20 protein-coding genes are annotated in these 20834 nt (G+C 53.1%); 6 read left to right on the forward strand and 14 right to left on the reverse strand.

Annotated elements, in window-relative coordinates; genetic code table 11:
* Positions 1 to 53: 53 nt before the first annotated feature.
* The 6 genes from argA to MET42_RS0112835 all read left to right on the forward strand — a co-directional run bounded on the left by argA (position 54) and on the right by MET42_RS0112835 (position 5245).
* Positions 54 to 1622 carry an amino-acid N-acetyltransferase gene (gene argA / locus MET42_RS0112810; RefSeq protein ID WP_019883463.1) on the forward strand — a complete coding sequence of 523 codons (1569 nt, stop codon included), beginning with the start codon at positions 54 to 56 and terminating at the stop codon, positions 1620 to 1622.
* 70 nt (positions 1623 to 1692) lie between these two features.
* Positions 1693 to 2574: an acetylglutamate kinase gene (argB, locus tag MET42_RS0112815; protein WP_019883464.1), complete on the forward strand. Its 882-nt coding sequence runs from the start codon at positions 1693 to 1695 to the stop codon at positions 2572 to 2574.
* Positions 2575 to 2613: 39 nt separating this feature from the next.
* Positions 2614 to 3270 carry a pyrimidine 5'-nucleotidase gene (locus tag MET42_RS0112820; protein ID WP_019883466.1) on the forward strand — a complete coding sequence of 219 codons (657 nt, stop codon included), beginning with the start codon at positions 2614 to 2616 and terminating at the stop codon, positions 3268 to 3270.
* Between the two features lie 41 nt (positions 3271 to 3311).
* On the forward strand, positions 3312 to 3929 hold the full coding sequence (gene slmA / locus MET42_RS0112825; protein WP_019883467.1) for a nucleoid occlusion factor SlmA: 618 nt from the start codon (positions 3312 to 3314) through the stop codon (positions 3927 to 3929).
* Positions 3930 to 3952: 23 nt separating this feature from the next.
* Entirely contained in the window at positions 3953 to 4177 is a 225-nt protein-coding gene (locus MET42_RS0112830; RefSeq protein WP_019883468.1) for a DUF2788 domain-containing protein, read from the forward strand.
* A 144-nt stretch (positions 4178 to 4321) separates the two neighbouring features.
* Positions 4322 to 5245 carry a sensor domain-containing diguanylate cyclase gene (locus MET42_RS0112835; protein WP_019883469.1) on the forward strand — a complete coding sequence of 308 codons (924 nt, stop codon included), beginning with the start codon at positions 4322 to 4324 and terminating at the stop codon, positions 5243 to 5245.
* Between the two features lie 16 nt (positions 5246 to 5261).
* Here MET42_RS0112835 and MET42_RS0112840 read toward each other — a convergent pair whose 3' ends face one another.
* The 14 genes from MET42_RS0112840 to murD form a co-directional block, all read right to left on the reverse strand.
* Positions 5262 to 6473 carry a multifunctional CCA addition/repair protein gene (locus MET42_RS0112840; protein ID WP_019883470.1) on the reverse strand — a complete coding sequence of 404 codons (1212 nt, stop codon included), beginning with the start codon at positions 6471 to 6473 and terminating at the stop codon, positions 5262 to 5264.
* A gap of 6 nt (positions 6474 to 6479) precedes the next feature.
* Positions 6480 to 7442 (reverse strand): complex I NDUFA9 subunit family protein, encoded by a 963-nt coding sequence (locus MET42_RS0112845; RefSeq protein ID WP_019883471.1) that lies wholly within the window; start codon positions 7440 to 7442, stop codon positions 6480 to 6482.
* 56 nt (positions 7443 to 7498) lie between these two features.
* Positions 7499 to 9478 carry a transglycosylase SLT domain-containing protein gene (locus tag MET42_RS0112850; RefSeq protein WP_232411579.1) on the reverse strand — a complete coding sequence of 660 codons (1980 nt, stop codon included), beginning with the start codon at positions 9476 to 9478 and terminating at the stop codon, positions 7499 to 7501.
* 33 nt (positions 9479 to 9511) lie between these two features.
* The gene (locus MET42_RS0112855; protein WP_019883473.1) at positions 9512 to 9694 is read right to left on the reverse strand and encodes a hypothetical protein; all 183 of its coding nucleotides are present in this window, start codon (positions 9692 to 9694) and stop codon (positions 9512 to 9514) included.
* 5 nt (positions 9695 to 9699) lie between these two features.
* The gene (gene lpxC, locus MET42_RS0112860) at positions 9700 to 10635 is read right to left on the reverse strand and encodes a UDP-3-O-acyl-N-acetylglucosamine deacetylase (RefSeq protein ID WP_019883474.1); all 936 of its coding nucleotides are present in this window, start codon (positions 10633 to 10635) and stop codon (positions 9700 to 9702) included.
* Between the two features lie 114 nt (positions 10636 to 10749).
* Positions 10750 to 11913 (reverse strand): cell division protein FtsZ, encoded by a 1164-nt coding sequence (gene ftsZ, locus MET42_RS0112865; RefSeq protein WP_019883475.1) that lies wholly within the window; start codon positions 11911 to 11913, stop codon positions 10750 to 10752.
* 83 nt (positions 11914 to 11996) lie between these two features.
* Positions 11997 to 13235 (reverse strand): cell division protein FtsA, encoded by a 1239-nt coding sequence (gene ftsA, locus MET42_RS0112870; RefSeq protein ID WP_019883476.1) that lies wholly within the window; start codon positions 13233 to 13235, stop codon positions 11997 to 11999.
* A gap of 36 nt (positions 13236 to 13271) precedes the next feature.
* Complete coding sequence (locus MET42_RS0112875; protein WP_019883477.1) at positions 13272 to 13976, reverse strand: cell division protein FtsQ/DivIB; 705 nt, start codon at positions 13974 to 13976, stop codon at positions 13272 to 13274.
* 17 nt (positions 13977 to 13993) lie between these two features.
* Positions 13994 to 14914, reverse strand: a complete 921-nt coding sequence (locus tag MET42_RS0112880) for a D-alanine--D-alanine ligase (RefSeq protein ID WP_019883478.1) — start codon at positions 14912 to 14914, stop codon at positions 13994 to 13996.
* Positions 14911 to 15816: a UDP-N-acetylmuramate dehydrogenase gene (murB, locus tag MET42_RS0112885; RefSeq protein ID WP_019883480.1), complete on the reverse strand. Its 906-nt coding sequence runs from the start codon at positions 15814 to 15816 to the stop codon at positions 14911 to 14913. The genes MET42_RS0112880 and murB overlap by 4 nt, the downstream gene beginning before the upstream one ends.
* A complete protein-coding gene (gene murC, locus MET42_RS0112890; RefSeq protein ID WP_019883483.1) occupies positions 15813 to 17207 on the reverse strand; it encodes a UDP-N-acetylmuramate--L-alanine ligase in 1395 nt (464 codons plus the stop codon). The genes murB and murC overlap by 4 nt, the downstream gene beginning before the upstream one ends.
* A complete protein-coding gene (gene murG / locus MET42_RS0112895; protein WP_019883484.1) occupies positions 17204 to 18304 on the reverse strand; it encodes an undecaprenyldiphospho-muramoylpentapeptide beta-N-acetylglucosaminyltransferase in 1101 nt (366 codons plus the stop codon). The genes murC and murG overlap by 4 nt, the downstream gene beginning before the upstream one ends.
* Positions 18304 to 19467 carry a putative lipid II flippase FtsW gene (gene ftsW, locus MET42_RS0112900; protein ID WP_019883485.1) on the reverse strand — a complete coding sequence of 388 codons (1164 nt, stop codon included), beginning with the start codon at positions 19465 to 19467 and terminating at the stop codon, positions 18304 to 18306. The genes murG and ftsW overlap by 1 nt, the downstream gene beginning before the upstream one ends.
* Entirely contained in the window at positions 19452 to 20822 is a 1371-nt protein-coding gene (gene murD, locus MET42_RS0112905) for a UDP-N-acetylmuramoyl-L-alanine--D-glutamate ligase (protein ID WP_019883486.1), read from the reverse strand. Before murD ends, ftsW begins: the two co-directional genes overlap by 16 nt.
* Positions 20823 to 20834: the final 12 nt, after the last annotated feature.

The following is a 20834-nucleotide window of genomic DNA, read 5'->3' on the forward strand; positions in this document are numbered from 1 at the left end:
ATAAAAACCATTTTTAATTATTATTTTGCATAATCATTATGAATAAATAACAAATGCTCGGATCAAACATCAGAGATTTGCGTAAATCGCAAAATTTAACCTTACAGCAACTGGCTTCGCGCATGGGCACAGACGCAAGTAATTTATCACGCATTGAACGTGGCGAAATTGGTATTTCAGAAGTTCTGCTACGCGCAGCGGCACAGGCATTGAACACCACCCCTGGCCGCCTGTATGACGCCAACCTGACACCCGTCTCACTGACCAACACGCCACCGGCCATTCTTTCCAGTGCCAATAGCAAAGACTTTGTGCACTGGTTCCGTTCGGCGGCGCCGTATATCCACGCCTTTGGCGGCAGCACGTTTGTGATTGCCTTTGGTGGCGAAGTGGTCAGCGAGCAGCAATTTGTCGCACTCTCACATGACCTTAACCTGTTAGCCAGCCTGGAAGTGAGACTGGTGCTGGTGCATGGCGCCCGACCACAAATTGAACAGCGCCTCAAGCGAGACAACCTGACGCCAAAATTGCACAACGGCCTGCGCATTACTGACGATGCCGCCATGGAGGCAGTGAAAGAAGCCAATGGCGCCATCCGCGTCGAAATTGAAGCCTTACTCTCGATGGGCATTGCCAACTCGCCGATGGCGGGCAGTGATATCCGCGTCGCCAGTGGCAACTTTGTCACGGCAAAACCATTAGGCGTGCGCGACGGCGTAGATTTACAACATACCGGAGAAGTACGCAAGATAGATGCTATTGGCATCCAAAAGCGGCTAGATGACGGCGAATTGGTGCTTTTATCCCCCATGGGCTACTCACCCACCGGTGAAACCTTCAACCTGACACTGGAAGATGTGGCGGTCAGCGCGGCCAGTGCGCTGGATGCGGAAAAACTAATTTTCCTGATGGACTCAGAAGGCGTGCATAACCTGCGCGGCGAACTGTTACGTGAAATGACTTCGGCCAAAGCCAAAAACCTGCTGCGCAATGTGCAGGAGAGCGATGTGCCTATTCATTACTCGGAAGACGTCAATTACTACCTGCCTGCCGCCGTGCGCGCCTGCGAGCATGGCGTGACCAGGACGCACCTGATCTCGCGCCATATCGATGGCGCCATTATTCAGGAGCTGTTTACGCGGCAAGGCATAGGCACCATGATTACCGAACTGCCGCTGGAAACCATGCGCCAGGCCAATATTGATGATGTCGGCGGCATCCTGATGCTGATTGAACCATTGGAAAACGAAGGTATCCTGGTGCGGCGCGGGCGCGAACGCATCGAGATGGAAATTAATTATTTCTATGTGATGGAACACGATAACCGCGTAATTGGTTGCGCTGCGCTGTATCCGTTTGCCCAGGAAAAAATGGTGGAATTTGCCTGCCTGGCGATAGACCCGACCTATCGTGGCGGTGGCCGGGGCGATAAATTGTTTAACTATTGCCAGGAGCAAGCCAGCCAAAAAGGCTTCAAAAGGTTATTTTGCCTGACCACGCGCACTGAGCACTGGTTTCTGGAGCGCGGCTTTACCGAGCAAAATGTTGACCAATTACCGCACGAAAAACAAAAACTCTATAATTTTCAAAGAAAATCCAAAGTTTTCATCAAATCGTTATGAGTTTTTAGCTAAAATTCTGCCTGTACCCGATTGACTGCAATCGCCTGATGATTGAATGAAAGTTTGACCTATGCAAACCTCGACCTCCAGCCAAAAAGCGCAAACCCTGTCTGAAGCGCTTCCGTATATCAAACGCTTTTTTGATAAAACCATTGTCATTAAATACGGCGGCAATGCCATGACTGACGAGCGCCTGAAAGAGTGCTTCGCACAAGACGTGGTGTTGCTCAAACTGGTCGGCATGAACCCGGTGGTGGTGCATGGCGGCGGCCCGCAAATTAATGAAATGCTGGATAAGCTGGGCAAAAAAGGCGAGTTCATCCAGGGCATGCGCGTGACTGATGAAGAAACCATGGACGTAGTGGAAATGGTACTCGGCGGCCAGGTGAACAAAGAGATTGTGAACCTGATTAACCGCCATGGCGGCAAAGCCGTGGGCCTGACCGGGCAGGATGGTAACTTTATTCATGCGCACAAGCTGCTGATGGAAGACCTCAAAGACCCGAGCAAGATGATTGATGTTGGCCAGGTTGGCGAAATTTCTGCCATAGACCCGAGTATTATCAACTTCCTCGATAGCGGCGACTTTATTCCTGTGGTGGCGCCAATTGGGGTCGGCCGTGATGGCGAAACCTACAACATCAACGCTGATGTGGTGGCGGGCAAACTGGCAGAAATCCTCAATGCCGAAAAGCTGATTTTGCTGACCAACACACCTGGCGTGCTGGATAAAAATGGCCAACTGTTAACCGGCCTGACGCCCAAACAAATTGACGACCTGGTAGAAGACGGCACCTTAAGTGGCGGCATGCTGCCAAAAATCAGCTCAGCGCTGGATGCTGCGCGCAGTGGCGTTAAATCGGTGCATATTATTGATGGCCGCGTAGAACACGCGTTATTACTGGAAGTGTTGACCGATGAAGGCGTCGGCACATTAATCAAAGCCAAGTAAGCGCCTACTTACGTACTAACAAATCAAGCATTGCAATATATGTCGCGCAGGGTGTGGATTTTCGATCTGGATGACACCCTGCACAATGCCTCTGCGCATATTTTCCCGGTCATGAATCAATCCATGACGCGTTACATCATGCAGACGCTGGATATGGAAGAAGCGGCCGCGCACCAGCTACGCCAGCATTACTGGCGCGTTTATGGCGCCACCCTCAAAGGCCTGATGCGCCATCATGGTGTCAATCCCCATCACTTCCTGTCAGAAACGCATGCTTTTCTGACCGACGACATGGTGCAAACCACCAAGCAGTTACGTCAATTGATTCAGCGCTTGCCGGGGCGAAAATGCATTTTCACCAATGCCCCGCGCGCGTATGCCCTGCATGTGCTGGAGGTGCTGGGTATTGCCGATTGTTTTTCATTGGTATTCAGCGTCGAATCCAGCCGTTTCCATGCCAAACCTAGCGTCCGTGGTTTTCGCCTGTTATTGCGGCAACTGCAATGCCGCGCCGAAGACTGCACCCTGTTTGAAGACAGCCTGCCCGCCCTGATGACGGCCAAACGACTCGGCATGCGCACCGTATGGATCAGCCGTCGATTGCACAAACCGAACTTTGTGCAATATAGGTTGCCGCATGTGTTGGCACTCACTCACAGTGCATTGAAAAAAGCACCCTATGCATTCCCGTGCTGAGCGAATACAGTTAAAATAGCGGTCAAAATAACAACATCAGCATGGGGTTGGGTCCCGAAATCATTATGGCAACCATCAATAAAGAAGTACGCGCAAACCGCAAACAGCAAATTCTGGAAACACTGGCAGGCATGCTGCAAACACCGCGCGGTGAAAAAATCACGACCGCCGCGCTGGCAGCCAAACTGGAGGTGTCAGAGGCCGCGTTATATCGCCACTTTGCCAACAAAGCCAAAATGTTTGAAGGCCTGATTGAGTTTATTGAAGGCGCGCTGTTTGGCGTGATGAATAAAATCACCACCGACGAAACTGATGGCCTCAAGCAAGTGCAACTGATGTTGCAAACCATGCTCAAGTTTGCCGAGCGCAACCCGGGCATGTCACGCGTGCTAATAGGCGATGCGCTGGTCAATGAAGACGACGCCTTGCAAGCCCGCATCAACCAGTTACTGGACCGCCTCGAAGCCAGCCTGAAGCAGTCACTGCGTATTGCTGAGGCACAAGGCAATAAAATCACCGATGCTGGCATCGCCGCCAACACCATGATCAGTTTTGTACTTGGCCGCTGGCATGCCTTTGCCAAAAGCGGCTTCAAGCGTAAACCCAGCGACAACCTTGAACAGCACGTCACACAACTGATTACCGGCTGTTTGCAATAAGCAATAGTAAGAAAGCGTTATAGATGGAAACCACTGTTTTTGGCATGAATGAAGCCCAGCTGACCGAGTTTGGCATGAGCTGGGGCCTTGCCGGCCTCATTCTGTTCATCGTTTTTATTGTCGGCAACCTGGCCTGGAAATCCAAAGCGGGTAAAACCGGGACATTCGCCTTGTTTCTCGCGCTCACATTAGGCATGGTGGGTTTCCTGGCCAAGCTGGTGATTCAGCACTACCTGAATATCCACTAGTCTCACTGCTAAACAGGTCGGCGCCTGCCATGCCGCGGCTCACCTGATTAACGCTTTATTACGTGAATGACGCCAATGGACTATTGCGGCGTTTGCCGCAGTCCGCTACTCTAAGCCATACATAGTGATAAATACTTGCGTGATATGGACAACTCCCCTCCCAACGACAGTGACATCTACAAAACGTTACTCGAATCGACCAAGGCCATCCCGTGGAAGATAGACTGGGCTAGCAAGCAATTCAGCTACATCGGCCCACAAATCGAACCATTGCTGGGCTGGGCACCATCGAGCTGGCAATCAGTTGAAGACTGGGTTAACCGTATTCATGAAGAAGACCGTGAACGTGTGTTCAACTTTTGCGTCCAGCAATCGTTGCAAGGCCTGGATCACGAAGCGGATTACCGCGCACTGACAGCCACTGGTGATTTTGTCTGGATACGTGATGTCGTGCATGTCATACGGGCGCCTAGCGGTGAGCCCGAAGCGCTCATCGGCTTTATGTTTGATATCAGTGAACGTAAAAAGACCGAAGAGCAATTGCTGATCATGCAAAGAAAACTGGAAGAGCTTTCTTATAAAGACGGCTTGACCGGTGTCGCCAATCGCCGCATGTTTGATACGGTACTGGAACGTGAATGGCTGGAAGCCAGACAACACCAGCAGCCGTTGTCACTGATCATGATTGATATCGACTACTTCAAGCAGTTCAATGATTTTTACGGACATCTGCAAGGCGATGAAGTGCTCAAGCAGGTGGCGCAGGCGGGTGTGCGTGCCAAGGACTTTTTTGCCCGTTTTGGCGGTGAAGAGTTTGCGCTGATCCTGCCAGAGACCAATGACGTCTCGGCCAGCAAAATTGCCGAGCGTTGCCGTAACCTGGTGTTCAAAGAGCAAATCCCGCATGCAAAATCAGAAGTCAGCCAGATACTGACGATTAGTGTTGGTGCGGGCAGCATCACCCCCAGCCAAACCGATGACCTCAAAACATTTGTTGAATCTGTAGATGCCCTGATGTATCAAGCCAAACGCAATGGCAGGAATCGGATTGAGGTAAAAAGCATTTGAAGCAGGCCTGATGGCGCTAATGCAGCGCGGCCTGAATGGCGTGTATACGCGCCTCGGCCACAGATTGCTTGATATGCACTGGGGAACTGCATTGTTTGGCGATGGCACCTGCATCTACAGTGAGTGCCGCTTGCAAGGCAATGGTCAGATGCGCGGCATCTTCCAGGGGGCACGCTTCCAGCCCCAAGCGCCCGCGGCTATCGCACTCACAAGCGAGCAAAAAATCCGCGAAACGTGGACGTTGGCGGAAGGCATCGAGCTCTTCCAGAAACTGCAATAAAGTACTGGATTTCATTTGCCGGGCGGCGTGCAATTTACCATGATATTTGGCCACGACCAGTGCCAGATCCTTGCAATCATTCGGCACCCGCAGGCGGGCAACCACTTCGCGAATGAGGTCCACACTGCGCAACTCATGGCCGATATGGCGCGGCAATACCTCTACAGGTGTTGTGCCCTTGCCCAAATCATGGGTCAGTGCAGCAAACCTGACTGGCAAGCTGTAGCCTTGCTTGGCGGCATAATCAATCACCATCATGACGTGAATGCCGGTATCGATTTCCGGGTGATATGTAGCCGTTTGCGGCACTCCCCACAAGCGGTCAAGCTCAGGCAGGATGATTTTCAACGCGCCGCAGTCACGCAACATATCAAACATACGGCTAGGCTGTTTTTCCATCAGACCTTTGGCGATTTCCTGCCACACACGCTCAGGCACTAGCGCGTCAACTTCACCGGCAGCCACCATCTCGCGCATCAGGGACAAGGTTTCCGGCGCGACAGTAAACTCGGTAAACCGCGCTAAAAAACGGGCGGCGCGCAGGATGCGCACCGGATCTTCACCAAAAGCATCGGTGACGTGTCGAAGGACTTTTTCCTGGATATCCAATTGGCCGCTAAAAGGGTCTATCAGGCTGCCATCTTCAGCCTGTGCGATGGCATTGATCGTAAAATCGCGTCGCGCGAGATCCTCTTCCAACGTCACTTCAGGATCAGCATAGACGCTAAATCCCTTGTAGCCTTTGCCGGTTTTACGTTCGGTACGTGCAAGCGCGTACTCTTGTTGAGTCTTGGGATGTAAAAAAACAGGAAAGTCTTTGCCAACGGCGCGATAGCCTGCAGCCAGCATTTGTTCAGGGGTGGCACCGACGACCACATAATCACGGTCTTTCACCGGCAAGCCAAGCAGACTATCGCGGACCGCGCCGCCTACCTGGTAAATCTGCATGCCTGGTTAGCGCCTGGCGTTAATGACACGACCGGCAGCGGCACGAAACTGGTCATAAGCGCCGCGCGGATTGTTCTTCACCAGGTAACCCGAGATTACCGCAAACATATCCGTAGGCACCACACACAGCTCGTTCGCCATCGGTTGCTGGCAAACATTATCCACCTGCATCGATTTCACATTGTCGCGAGAAAGGAGTTTGATCGGTAGCAACTGCATAAAGCTGCCCTGCAACAAGGACATATTCAGACTCAGGCCAATAATCGGGCGCTGTACATTGATCGTCTTCATCACCGCCTCCATGATTTGCTGCAAGGTCATGATAGCCGGGCCACCGAGCTCATAAGTTTTGCCATAAGTTGCGGGTTCATCCACAGCATTGACCATGGCAGCGGCGACATCCTCTACCCAAATTGGCTGAAACTTGGCTTGCGGCATGGCGAGCGCCAGCACCGGAATGGCCTGTATCAGTTTGGCGAATAAATTAATAAAGCGGTCGCGGGTCCCAAAAATAACCGATGGCCTGAAAATGGTGACATGCAGTTTTTTGCTGAATTCCAGCACGGCCTGATCACCAGCTGCTTTGCTGCGTAAATACTCACTCGGTGCATTCACAGAAGCTTGTAAGGCACTCATGTGCAACAAGCGTGGAATGCCTAACTCTTCGCATAATTGCGCAACACGGCGTGGAAACTGGTGATGCATTTTTTCAAAGCCGTTGTCGCTGGTCTGATGCAAAATACCGATCAGGTTAATCACCACATCACTGCCCTGCAATTGCGCCTTCAGCGCGGCCTGGTCGTGGATATCGCTTTCAACCACTTGCACATTGGGCAACAGGATCAGGTGCTTGGCCTGTTCACGACGGCGCGTCAGTACTTTGACCTGATAGCCCGCCTGGTCTAACCTGGCAACCACACTACTGCCTACAAAACCGCTACCACCTAATACAGTCACTGTCTTCATCATGCTTATTCCTGATCCGTCTTGCGATTAGCCCTATTGTACCAAAATCCAGATGCAAGCTACTCCTGCTCCGAAATGCTGATAGTGGTGGTCACGTTTTCAACGTCACCCGTACTGCGGGCAGGGATGGTGCCCAAACGTTTTTTAAGTGTCAGCATGGGCAGGCCCAGCCGCGGGGCGTACATATGCGCATTGGCCAACACTTTTTTCACATAATTGCGTGTTTCACTAAACGGGATGGTTTCTGCATAAATGGCGCCTTCCAACGGGGCATTGGCCGCCCAGCGTCGGGCGCGGCTAGGGCCTGCATTATAGGCCGCCGTCGCCATCACTTCCTGGCCATTAAAGGTATCCAGTGTATAGCGCATGTAATAAGTCCCCAGGTTCACATTGGTATCAATGTCGTGCAGCATGCCATCGTTATAACTGCTCCAGCCGAGTTTTTTAGCGATCCATTTGGCAGTAGCAGGCATCACCTGCATCAGGCCACCTGCGCCCACCGATGACTTGGCGTAGTGCATGAAACGGCTTTCCTGGCGAATGATGCCATAGACCCAGGCTTCATCAATGGCGCGACTACGCGAGGCTTTTTGCAAATAATCGCGATAAGGCGTTGGATAGCGTAACTCAAAATTATGCGTACGGCTGGTTTTATCAGCCGCCAGCACAGCGAGGTCATACCAGCCCTTTAACAAACCATATTGTGCGGCGACGATACGCGTAGGATCATCCAGCGCTTCCAACAGATACATCCACTCCAGCCGCGCCTCATAGCGGGCCTCGACATCAAACAAAGCCTCCATGCGCTTCACCGCAGGCTGTTTGGAAAACTGGCGGACTTCTTCATCACTGGGCTGGTAAGTCGCCATCGGCTCACTAACCACCGGCCCCAAATCTTCCGCCGCCAGCCAGCCGTAAAAATGACGTTCCTGGGAGAGCTTGGCCAGTATCTGGTTGGCGTCTGCCACCTGGCCTTTGGCGATCAAGGCGCGTGCTTTCCAATAACGCCATGTGGATTCCTCAGCCAACACGGCCGGCATGTCATTAATGACTTTGAGCACCGTGCCCCAGTCTTGCTGGCGCAAGGCAGTGCGCGCATACCACTCCCATTGCTCACTGCTTAACAACGCGGCATTGACTTTGCCAAAGCCCTGCAATGCCTCTGGCTCATGCTTGCGCGCGGCTTCGAGTGCCATATAGGCCTGAGCCAGTTGCTTTTCATCGTTATCGAGCAAACCGCTGTATTTCTGGTAGCTGGTTTTCGCCACGCCAAGATCCGCCTTGGCCTGGCGATGAATCGCATACATGTACAGCGCACGCGCATAAGGTGAACGCTCTTGAATGCCGCCTTTTTTCAAGGCTTGGGCAGGATTCTGCGCCATGTCATCAATCTGTTTCAGCAACCCTGCATCGGTTTTGCTACTACGTTTGACCAACACTTTGGCCAGGCTGGTTTTATTGCTAAACAAGGCATCGCGATACAAGGTCAGCAATAGCTTTTCATCCAGCACGCCCACTTGCTGCAAAGCTTCAAGCATGCCCTGGCAATCTGCAGGCAAATCTTTACCTGCCAGCAGCAGTTTTTTGCCATCTTCATAGGCATTGGGGTCATCCAGCGCAATGCCTGCCTGTACCTGGTAACACTGGTTACCCACATCATTGATGCTGTAATACATCGGCATTTGCGCACGCATCTCGATAAACTGGTCCCAGAACTGCACGCGGCCCAGCCGTTTGAGCCACAGTTCGCGTACGCGCTGCGACAACAAGGATTCATTGTTTTCCTGCAAAAATACCTGTACCTGGGTGTAAGACAACTGGTCCATGGTCAGGATCATTTGCCAGTATTGCAGGTAGGGCAATAAGGGCGAACGACGCTGCCTGAGGGTTTCAGTAGCCTCGGCCAGTTGTGACAGGTTGCGCGTTTGATAGGCCTGCTTGGCCTGGAGATAGACATCGCCATCTCCAGCGAAGACTGACTTGGCCAAACCTAGCAAACAGGCGCCAAAAATAAGGAGGGAAGTGAGTCTAGTCTTCATGTGTCAACGATCACGTACACGACGTGATGACAATTAAATTCTGGCCAAGCGACTCAGAAAGAAAAACAGCAACAGTAGCAGCAATAGCACAAAGCCACTGCGCCAGACGGTTTTGAGCCAGCGCCAATAACGTGGCTGGCCAGTTTGCCATCCCAACAGTACCAGTACCAGCGTACTAATCACCAGCACCGTAAATAAAATACGTATCCACCACATATGAATCAGGCAGGCAGCAAGGGGGCCGGACTAAAATAGTCGCGTTGTTTAAGAAAGCCAACCGGCGCCTGTGCATCATTGTCAAAGGTGCAATATTCCCAGGCGCTTTCATCTGCCAGCAAAGCGCGCAATAACTGGTTATTCAGCGCATGGCCGGATTTAAAGGCCGTAAACTGGCCAATAATCGGGTAGCCCAGAATATACAGATCGCCAATCGCATCCAGTACCTTGTGTTTGGCGAACTCGTCGTCATAGCGCAAACCACCGCCATTGAGGACTTTATATTCATCCAGCACAATCGCATTGTCCAGGCTGCCACCTTTCGCTAAACCATTCGCGCGCAGGTATTCCACCTCGTGCATAAAACCAAACGTGCGGGCACGGCTGATTTCGTCGACATAACTCTGGCTATCGTAATCAATGGTCACGGTTTTGCCTGAGAATTCGAACACGGGGTGTGCAAAATCAATGGTAAATTCGGCTTTAAAGCCATGGTGCGGCGTAAATTTTGCCCATTTATCGCCATCGGTCACTTCAACCGGCTTGAGGATGCGCACAAATTTCTTCGGCACTTCCAGTTCTTGCAGACCCGCAGTCTGCAGCAAATAGATAAACGGCCCTGAACTGCCATCCATGATGGGCACTTCAGCGGCCGTCAGTTCTATCAGCACATTATCTACCCCCAAACCGGCGAGGGCAGACATCAAATGCTCCACGGTCGCAACGCGCGCACCTGAAAACTCTAGGGCGGAGCTCAGGCGAGTGTCATTCACTGCCGTCGGGGCGACCCGCATGGCAGGCGTATCGGGCAAATCGACACGCTGGAACACCACTCCGTGATCAGCGGGCGCAGGTTTGAGCGTCAGCGTGACTTTCTCACCGCTGTGCAGCCCAACGCCAGTGGCGCTGATCGATTGTTTAAGCGTGCGTTGCTTTAACATGGTTTTCTCTGTGTTAATGAATCACTATTATTATAAGCCAATCCGTCACCAGCCATTTAATCACATGGCGAGATTGCACCAGCCTTTGCTGGTCAGGCAATCCAACCTTAACGATTAATCAGCCTGTTTACGCAAAAACGCTGGAATATCATATTCTTCAATCCCGGAGTTTTTCATGGCTTCAACCTGTGCACGACGGCTGTTGCTGGTAAATACCGCTGGCTCATCTTCTTCCACCACCGTGTTGAAGATCGGCTGGTTGGTCGTACCATCACGCAGCGTGGTCATGACTTTGAGCTCAGGTTTGGCCTGACGTTTGCCCAGTGAACCATTCAAACCGGTGGCCACCATGGTCACGCGCAGGTTGTCACCCATGCTTTCGTCCATCACATTACCCACGATCACGGTCGCATCTTCAGCAGTGAACTCTTTGATGGTATTCATCACATCATAGTATTCACGCATTTTGAAGCTGCCACTGGCGCTGATGTTGACCAATACACCACGGGCGTTTGCCAGATTCACGTCTTCCAGCAATGGGCTGGCGACCGCTTGTTCGGCGGCGATACGCGCACGGTTAGGGCCGCTGGCTTCAGCAGAACCCATCATTGCCATGCCCATTTCAGACATCACGGTGCGTACGTCAGCAAAGTCAACGTTCACCATGCCTGGGCAATTGATAATTTCAGCAATGCCAGAGACGGCGTTATGCAACACGTCGTTGGCAGCACGATAGGCTTCTACCACAGTCACGTCTTCACCCAATACATCCATCAACTTTTCGTTAGGGATAACGATAAGAGAGTCGACATACTGTGAAAGTTCTTCCAGGCCTTCTTGTGCCACTTTGGCGCGCTTGCCTTCAAATGCGAAAGGCTTGGTCACCACGGCCACAGTCAGGATACCCATTTCACGGGCGACTTCGGCAATAATTGGTGCCGCACCGGTACCAGTACCGCCACCCATACCTGCAGTAATAAACAGCATGTCAGCACCATCAATGGTTTCTGCAATGCTGTCACGGTCTTCCAATGCAGCTTCGCGGCCGATTTCCGGTTTGGCGCCAGCGCCCAGACCTTTGGTGATATCAGAACCAATTTGCAGCACGACTTTGGCATGGCTCTTCTTCAGTGCCTGCATGTCGGTGTTGGCGCAAATAAACTCAACGCCAGTCACGCTCTTGGTCATCATGTGCTCAACGGCGTTACCACCGCAACCACCGACACCAATTACCTTGATCACGGCGCCGTCATTCTCTTTGTCAAAAATCTCAATCATACTAACCCTCCATTGCCTATTATTTGAGTGATTGGTTTGCCCCGCACACTCGCCCTAAAACAGTTTAAAAAAACAACAAAACCCTAAAAATTACCGGTAAACCAACTCTTCATCCGCTCCAGCAATCTGCCAACTGAGCCAGATTGCAAATTACCCACCATTTGTTTTTCTACCTGCTGCTTGGCCATCAGCAACAAGCCTATGCCGGTGGCATAACGTGGATTGCCCACCACTTCGGACAATCCTTCCACGCCCCTGGGCACGCCCAGGCGTACCGGGGTATGGAAAATTTCTTCACCCAACTCAACCATGCCACGCATTTGTGCCGCGCCGCCGGTAATGACGATGCCGGAGGCGATCATGGATTCCATGCCGCTGCGGCGCAGCTCTTGCTGCACAAACTCATAAATCTCCTCCACGCGGTCTTCAATCACCTCGGTCAAGGCCTGGCAAGACAACTGGCGTGGCTCACGGCCGTCCACCGCCGGCACCTCCACCACTTCACGCGGGTCAGCCAGCTGGCGCAAGGCACAGCCATGCTTGACCTTGATTTCTTCTGCTGACTGCGTCGGCGTACGCAAGGCCACCGCGATGTCATTAGTAATCTGGTCACCGGCAATCGGGATCACCGCCGTATGACGAATGGCACCATTCTTGAACACAGCCAAATCAGTCGTACCGCCACCAATATCCACCAGGCACACGCCCAGTTCTTTTTCATCATCAGTGAGCACAGACTCACTCGACGCTAACGGTTGCAAAATGAGGTCACTTACTTCGAGCCCACAGCGCTTGATGCACTTGACGATATTCTGTGCCGCTGCAATGGCGCCAGTGACAATATGCACACGCACTTCGAGGCGGATGCCGCTCATACCCAAGGGTTCGCGCACATCTTCCTGGCCATCGATAATGAATTCCTGGGTCAGGATATGCAGAATCTGCTGGTCAGCAGGCAGGGCAATCGCGCGGGCGGTTTCCACCACACGGTCGATATCCATCTGCGACACTTCGCTCTCTTTAATCTTCACCATGCCATGTGAATTCAGGCTCTTGATATGGCTGCCAGCAATGCCTGAGTACACGGTATTAATTTTGCAATCCGCCATCAGTTCGACTTCTTCAATCGCACGCTGAATCGCCTGCATGGTGGAGTCAATATTCACCACCACGCCTTTTTTCAAGCCACGGGAAGCATGTTGCCCGACACCAATCACCTTCAATGTGCCTTCCGGCAAAATCTCGGCCGCAATCGCAACAATCTTCGAGGTGCCGATATCCAGCCCCACGATTAAATTTTTATCTTCTCTGACTCTACTCATGTCTTTTCCTTGAACTTCTTTCTGGCAGTCTTATTCTCAGGCGCCACTGCGCGGCATGCGCAAGGCAAAGCCGTTGGGGTAACGCAAATCGGCATAACGCCAGTCACTTTCCGCGATACTTGCCTGCTGGCGATACGCCGACACAAACTGTTGTAATCGCTGCTTGGCCGCTTCACGGCCTAGCATCATTTGTCGACCATCCACGGTCTTGATCTCCCAGGCACGGCGTGAGGACAAACTCAACTGCTGAATCTGCAGGGGGGTATCCGTCAGCATCTGGGCAAAACTGGCATAGCCTTGTGCCACTTCTTTAATCGCATCGCCCGGGCCGTAAAAAGTCGGCAATTGTTCATCAGACGCGGCCTGGAACAACTCGCCATGACGGTTCACCAGTGCCACGCCGCCCCAGCGACCTAGGGCCTGATGTTCTTCAATCTGCACGACAATGGTGTCCGGCCACTGGCGACGCACACTCACCTTGCGTGCCCAGGGCAATTTTTCAAATGCGGCACGCGTACGCTGCAAATCCAGGGTGTAGAAGTTCCCCTTGAGGTACTTGCTGACGATCAACTGAATCTGCTCATGATTGACATGATCCAGGTTGCCTTCGACCTGTACCTGTTTGACCGGGAAGATAGGCAAATGCAGCACCACAAACAACATGGCGTAAAGCAGCATCACCACTGCCAGTGAAAACAGCAGGTTGGCGATCCAGTTCAGCAATGTTGGTCTATCCCACATCGTCGTAGTCGTCCTCTTTACACTTCACGCAACGTTTGTTGCAAAATACGAATCACCAGTGCCTCAAAGTCCATGCCAGCAGCCTTGGCCGCCATCGGCACCAGGCTGTGATCCGTCATACCCGGGCTGGTATTCACTTCCAGGAAATAGTGCTTACCAGACTCATCCATCAGAAAATCGACACGGCCCCAGCCACGGCAACCCAGTACGTTAAAAGCCTGCAAGGCTTCGGCCTGGATTTGCTTTTCCTGCTCGGCAGACAGGCCGCTCGGGCAGCGATACTCGGTGTCATCACGCAAATACTTGGCTTCGTAATCGTAATATTCGTTTTTAGGCACAATGCGCACGATAGGCAGTGCAGTCTCACCCAGGATGCCGACGGTATACTCGCCGCCACCGACAAACTGCTCGGCAATCACCAGCGGGTCTGACTGTTTGGCCAGGTGATAAGCCGCCATTAAATCGCCCGCCTGTTTAACTTTGCTTACACCAATGCTGGAGCCTTCGTTGGCCGGTTTTACAAACAGCGGCAAGCCAAGCGCAGTGACTACATTTTCAGCATGTGTACTGTCATCCATCAGCACATAGTTAGGCGTGGTGACGCCAGCAGCCGTCCACAACAACTTGGTACGCCATTTATCCATGCCCAGCGCGGAAGCCATGACGCCGCTGCCCGTATAAGGAATATCCATGAGTTCCAGCGCACCTTGAATCGTGCCGTCTTCACCGTAGCGACCATGCAAGGCGATAAAGGCGCGGTCAAACGCTTTCAAGGCAGACAGGTGCTGACTGGCTGGATCAAACGCATGCGCATCCACGCCCTGACGTTGCAATGCCGCCAAGACAGCAGAACCACTTTTGAGCGACACTTCACGCTCGCCAGAACGGCCGCCGAACAGTACCGCGACCTTGCCAAATGACTGTTGACTCACACTCATACTTTTAAAACACCTTCCCCAATCACTTTCACTTCCTGTATCAACGCGATCCCTTGCTGTTCAAGCACCGTGGTTTTAACGTGCTCAATCAAGGTCTCAATGTCAGCTGCTGTCGCCTGACCCAAATTCACAATAAAGTTGGCATGCTTTTCAGACACCTGCGCCCCACCAATGGTGGTGCCTTTGAGTCCTGACGCTTCTATCAACCTGGCAGCAAAATCACCCTCAGGATTCCTGAACGTTGATCCTGCGCTCGGCATATTCAGTGGCTGGCTCGCCAGGCGTTTTGCCAGCAACTGTTTAATCTGTTCGGCAGACGCTTGACCATCGCCCGCGGGTACCGCAAACCAGCTGCCCAGAAACCACTCGTCTGCCGCCGGATGCACCACATGGCGATAGCTAGGCCGGTATTCCGTACGTGATCGCACTTGCACATCACCACGACGATTAATCGTTTTTACCTGATCTACCCATTGCCAAGTTTCACCACCATAACAACCAGCATTCATCGCCAGCGCACCGCCTACGGTGCCTGGAATACCCGCCATAAACTCCGCACCTGCTTTATTGTGACTGGCAGCAAAACGGGCCAATTTGGCGCAAGTCACACCGGCATCGGCGTACACACGTTCACCGTGCATCTCCAGCGCTTGCAGCGCCTGGTGCATCACCACGACTGTGCCGCGCACACCGCCATCACGCACCAGCAAGTTACTGCCCAGACCAATAAAGGTCAGTGGTTCGCTGGCTGGCAATTGCTGCAAAAACTGCTGCAGATGTTCTACGCTATCAGCCAGCACCAGGCGGTCTGCCGGACCACCGACGCGCCAGCTGGTATAGCGTGCCAATGGCTCGTTATTCAGCACTTGCAGGCCAGTCGCTTTTAATCCTGAGGCGCTCATACGCTGGCCAGCTCCCTGGTTCTCGCTGCGACGCTGCCAATGTTGCCAGCCCCCATCACCACCACTACATCACCCGGTTGTACACTTTCCAGGATGGTGGCAGGCAATTCATCGGTGGTTTCGACGAAACGCGGCTCGACCTTGCCATTGACGCGAATGGCGCGAATCAGGCTACGCGTATCCGCGGCCACAATCGGTGTCTCCCCAGCCGAGTACACTTCTGTCAGCAACAAGGCATCAACGGTGGACAACACTTTGACGAAATCTTCAAAGCAGTCACGCGTACGCGTGTAACGATGCGGCTGGAACGCCAGCACCAGTCGGCGATCTGGAAAAGCGCCACGCGCCGCCGCAATCACTGCCTGCATCTCAATCGGGTGATGACCGTAGTCATCCACCAGGGTAAAGTGACCGCCATTGACCGGAATCTCGCCATAACGCTCAAAACGACGACCAACGCCGCGGAACTCTGCCAGGGCTTTCAGAATGGCCGCATCCGGCACATTCAATTCGGTGGCAATCGCAATCGCGGCCAGCGCGTTCAATACATAATGATGGCCGGGCAAGTTCAGTGTCACTTCGTTGCGCACTGTCACGCCGTTTTTACGCACTAGCGTGAAATGCATCTTGCCGTTATCGGCCACAATATTCTCGGCACGAATTGCAGCCTCTTCATGTGTGCCGTAAGTGGTGACCGGGCGGGTCACGCGCGGCAGGATTTCACGCACATTGGCATCATCAATACACAACACCGCCATGCCCCAGAATGGTATCTGCTGCAAAAATTCAACGAACGCGGTTTTGAGCTTCTCAAAACTGTGTTCATAAGTATCCATATGGTCCTGGTCGATATTGGTCACCACCGCCATGATCGGGGTCAGGTGCAAGAAGGACGCATCAGACTCGTCAGCTTCCACCACGATCCACTCACCCGTGCCCAGGCGTGCATTGGCACTGGCGGCCTCCAGTTTGCCGCCGATGACAAAGGTCGGGTCCATATCTGCTTCGGCCAGAATGCTGGCAATCAGGCTGGTGGTCGTGGTTTTGCCATGCGTACCGGCGATGGCAATACCTTGCTTAAAGCGCATAAGTTCTGCCAGCATCACTGCGCGCGGAATTACCGGCACCTTACGCGCACGTGCGGCGATGATTTCCGGGTTTTCTTCGTTAATGGCACTGGAGACCACCACCACATCGGCATCATTCAGGTGCTCGGTCGCGTGCCCCTGAAACACCGTTGCACCAAAACCTTGCAGGCGTTTGGTGGTCGCATTGCTGGCCAGGTCAGAGCCGCTGACTTCAAAATCCAGGTTCAGCAACACCTCGGCAATGCCGCTCATGCCTGAGCCGCCGATACCGATAAAATGTATTTTTTTAACTTTATGTTTCATGCTGAACCTGGTGTTCCTTTTTTATTGCCTGTCGCCAGCTGCTGGCAAATTTGTGCAACCTGTTGCGTGGCTTGCGGCCTGGCCAGCGCCCGTGCTTTCTGTGCCATCGCCAGGCAAGTCGGTCTATCCAGCGTTTGCAAAGTCGCCGCTAATTGCGCGACATCCATATCACGCTGCTGTATCAGCAAAGCCGCACCTGCCTGCTGCAAATAAGCCGCATTCGTTGTCTGGTGATCATCCACCGCAAATGGGAACGGCACCAGGATGCTGGCGGCACCAACATTAGCCAGTTCAGCCACGGTCAATGCCCCAGCGCGGCAAACCACCAAATCCGCCCAGGCATACACTTCAGCCATATCGTGGATAAAGGCACGGCAATCTGCAGCTACACCAGCATCGGCATAAGCCTTTTTCAGAGCCTCAAACTGTTTTTCACCGGCCTGGTGAATAATCTGCGGACGCGCATTGACAGGTAATTGCGCAAACGCCTGTGGCAACAAGGTATTCAAGGCGACCGCACCCAGGCTGCCGCCTACCACTAACACGCGCAACACGCCATGATGGTCGGCAAAACGTTGTTCCGGTGTGGGCAATGTCGTAATGCCTTCACGCACCGGATTACCCACCATCTCGCCTTTAGTGCCCAAAGCCCCCGGAAAACCAGTCAATACACGGTGAGCGATCTTGGCCAACACTTTATTGGTCAGCCCTGCAATTGAGTTTTGCTCATGAATCACCAGCGGTATACCCGCCAACCTGGCCATCACACCGCCCGGAAACGCCGCAAAACCGCCCATGCCCAGCACCACATCCGGCTGATGTTGGCGGATGGCTTGTCTGGCTTGTGCAAAGGCGCGCACCAGCTTCACGGGTAAAGTCAGCCAGCCCAGCAGGCCTTTGCCACGCACGCCTCGCATCGTCATCATGGCTTTGTCATAAGGTTTGTCGGCAATCAGGCGGTTTTCCATACCGCCTTCAGTGGCCAGCCAGACGATTTTCCAGCCTTGCGCATGCAGCGCGTCGGCCACCGCCATGGCTGGGTAAACATGCCCACCGGTGCCACCGGCCATCACCATCAATGTGTATGAACGGCTCATCAGTTCAAGCCTTTCTGCAAGCGACGGTTCTCGAAATCGATACGCAGCAGCACCGACAGCGCAATGCAATTCGCCAGGATGCCGCTGCCGCCGTAAGACAACAATGGCAAAGTCAGCCCTTTGGTCGGCAGCAGGCCCATGTTCACGCCCATATTGATAAAGCCTTGCACGCCCATCCACACACCAATGCCTTGCGCCAGCAAGGCAGAGTAATAACGTTCGTTAGCCACGGCTTCTTTGGCGATACTGAAGGCACGGATAACCAGCCAGGCAAACAGCAACACCACCACCAGCACGCCGACATACCCCAGCTCTTCAGCCACCACCGCCAGCAGGAAGTCGGTATGCGCTTCTGGCAAATACAATAATTTTTCTACGCTGCCACCGAGACCTACGCCCCAGAACTCGCCACGGCCAAACGCGATCAGCGCATGTGACAACTGGTAACCGGTATCAAACGGGTCATCAAACGGATTCAAAAAGCCCTTCATACGCTCCAGACGATAGGGCTCCATTACCACCAGGCCGATCACAGCCAATGGCAAGGCGCCTAGCATGGCCAGGAACACCTTCAGGTTGACGCCGCCCAGCCACATGATAGAGAACGCGATGGAGGCGGTGACGGCAAAGGCACCGAAATCCGGCTCCTTCAGTAGCAACACCCCAACAAAGACCATCACGCCCAGCATGGGCAAGAATCCTTTTTTAAAGCTATGCATGCTGCCGGCTTTGCGTACAGCGTAATCGGAGGCATACATGGCGATAAACAGCTTCATGAGTTCTGAAGGTTGCAGATTCATGACGAGCAAGGAAATCCAGCGACGGCTGCCGTTGACCACTTTGCCGATGCCTGGAATCAGCACCATGATCAGCAAGACGATGCCCATAATGAACAGGTAAGGCGACATCTTTTGCCACCAGGCCATAGGCACCTGGAACACAATCACGGCCGCCACCAGGCCGACCACGATATACAAGGCCTGACGCATCAGGAAATAGGTGCTGTTATGACCAAACATCTTGCTTGAATCTGCGTAAGCAATTGAGGCGGAATACACCATGACCATGCCAAACGCCAGCAATGACAACACTACCCACAACAGCGATACATCGTAGTTGGGGGAGTTATAACGCTCGCGGTTCATCATCAATGGCCCAAGCATGCGGCCTCCATGGTTTTCACAGCCTCAACGAACACTTCGGCCCTATGTTCGTAATTGCGGAACATATCAAAGCTGGCGCAAGCTGGTGATAACAGGACGGCATCGCCCGCTTCGGCCAAGGTTTTGGCAATATGGACAGCGGCGGTTAAATCAACCGCATCGACGACTGGCAATTGCAGGTTATGCAGGACCTGCTGGATTTTTGGCGCATCGCGACCGATAAGCACCACGGCTCTGGCGTGATGCAAAATTGCTTCACGCAAAGGTGTAAAATCCTGGCCCTTGCCATCACCACCGGCGATCAATACTACTTTTTGCGGCTTGCCCTGCTTGAGCATGCCACTAATCGCAGCGCAGGTCGCGCCGACATTGGTGCCTTTAGAATCATCATAGAAATCGACATCGTCGATATTTGCCACCCACTCTACGCGATGCGGCAAGCCTGCAAATGCCTGCACCGTATGCAGGATAGAGACTTTGTCGATGCCGATCGCTTGTGTCAGCGCAATGGCTGCCAGCGCGTTGGCGATATTGTGTTTGCCGCGAATCTGCAAGCTGTCAGCTTCAATGTAATGACGGTTGCCCGCGCATAACCAGCCGGCGTCGTTGAGGCCGTAATCATTGATCGATGGTGCCGGATTCACACCAAACGACACCTGTGGCAGCTGACCAGCCAAGGCCGCACTGGCAGGGTCATCACGATTCACCACAGCAATGCGCGCGTGTTGGTAAATGCGTGCCTTGGCTTGCGCATAACCTTCCATGCCGTCATAGCGATCCATATGATCTTCAGACAGGTTGAGAATAGTCGCCGCATCTATTTGCAGTTGATGGATACCTTCCAGCTGGAAGCTGGATAACTCCAGCACATAAACATCAGGCGCCGTCATCTGCAAGGTATCCAGCACCGGTAAACCGATATTGCCGGCAACAATGGTATTCAATCCAGCCTGCTTGCAGATTTCACCCACCAGTGACGTGACGGTCGTTTTACCGTTGGAACCGGTAATCGCGATCACCTTGGCATAAGGGGCACGGAAGCGCGCAAACAACTCGACATCGCCGACCACATGCTTGCCCTGTGCCATCAGCTGTGCAATGACTGGCTCGTTGAGTGAGACGCCAGGACTGGCCACAATCAAATCCATGCTGGATAACAAGACATGGTTAAAAGGTCCCAGGTGGCACTCCACCTCCGGAAACTCCGCAAGCAAACGATCTTGCCCGGCCGGGTGCAGGCGTGAGTCGAACATCACTACATCTGCGCCCATATGGCGCAGCCAGCGCAAAGCCGAGAAGCCGGTGTCACCCAGTCCCAGTACTGCAATCCGCTGTTGTTCAAACTGTTTTTTCATGTTCACGCCTGA

Source organism: Methylophilus sp. 42, assembly GCF_000384155.1.
Taxonomy (GTDB): domain Bacteria; phylum Pseudomonadota; class Gammaproteobacteria; order Burkholderiales; family Methylophilaceae; genus Methylophilus.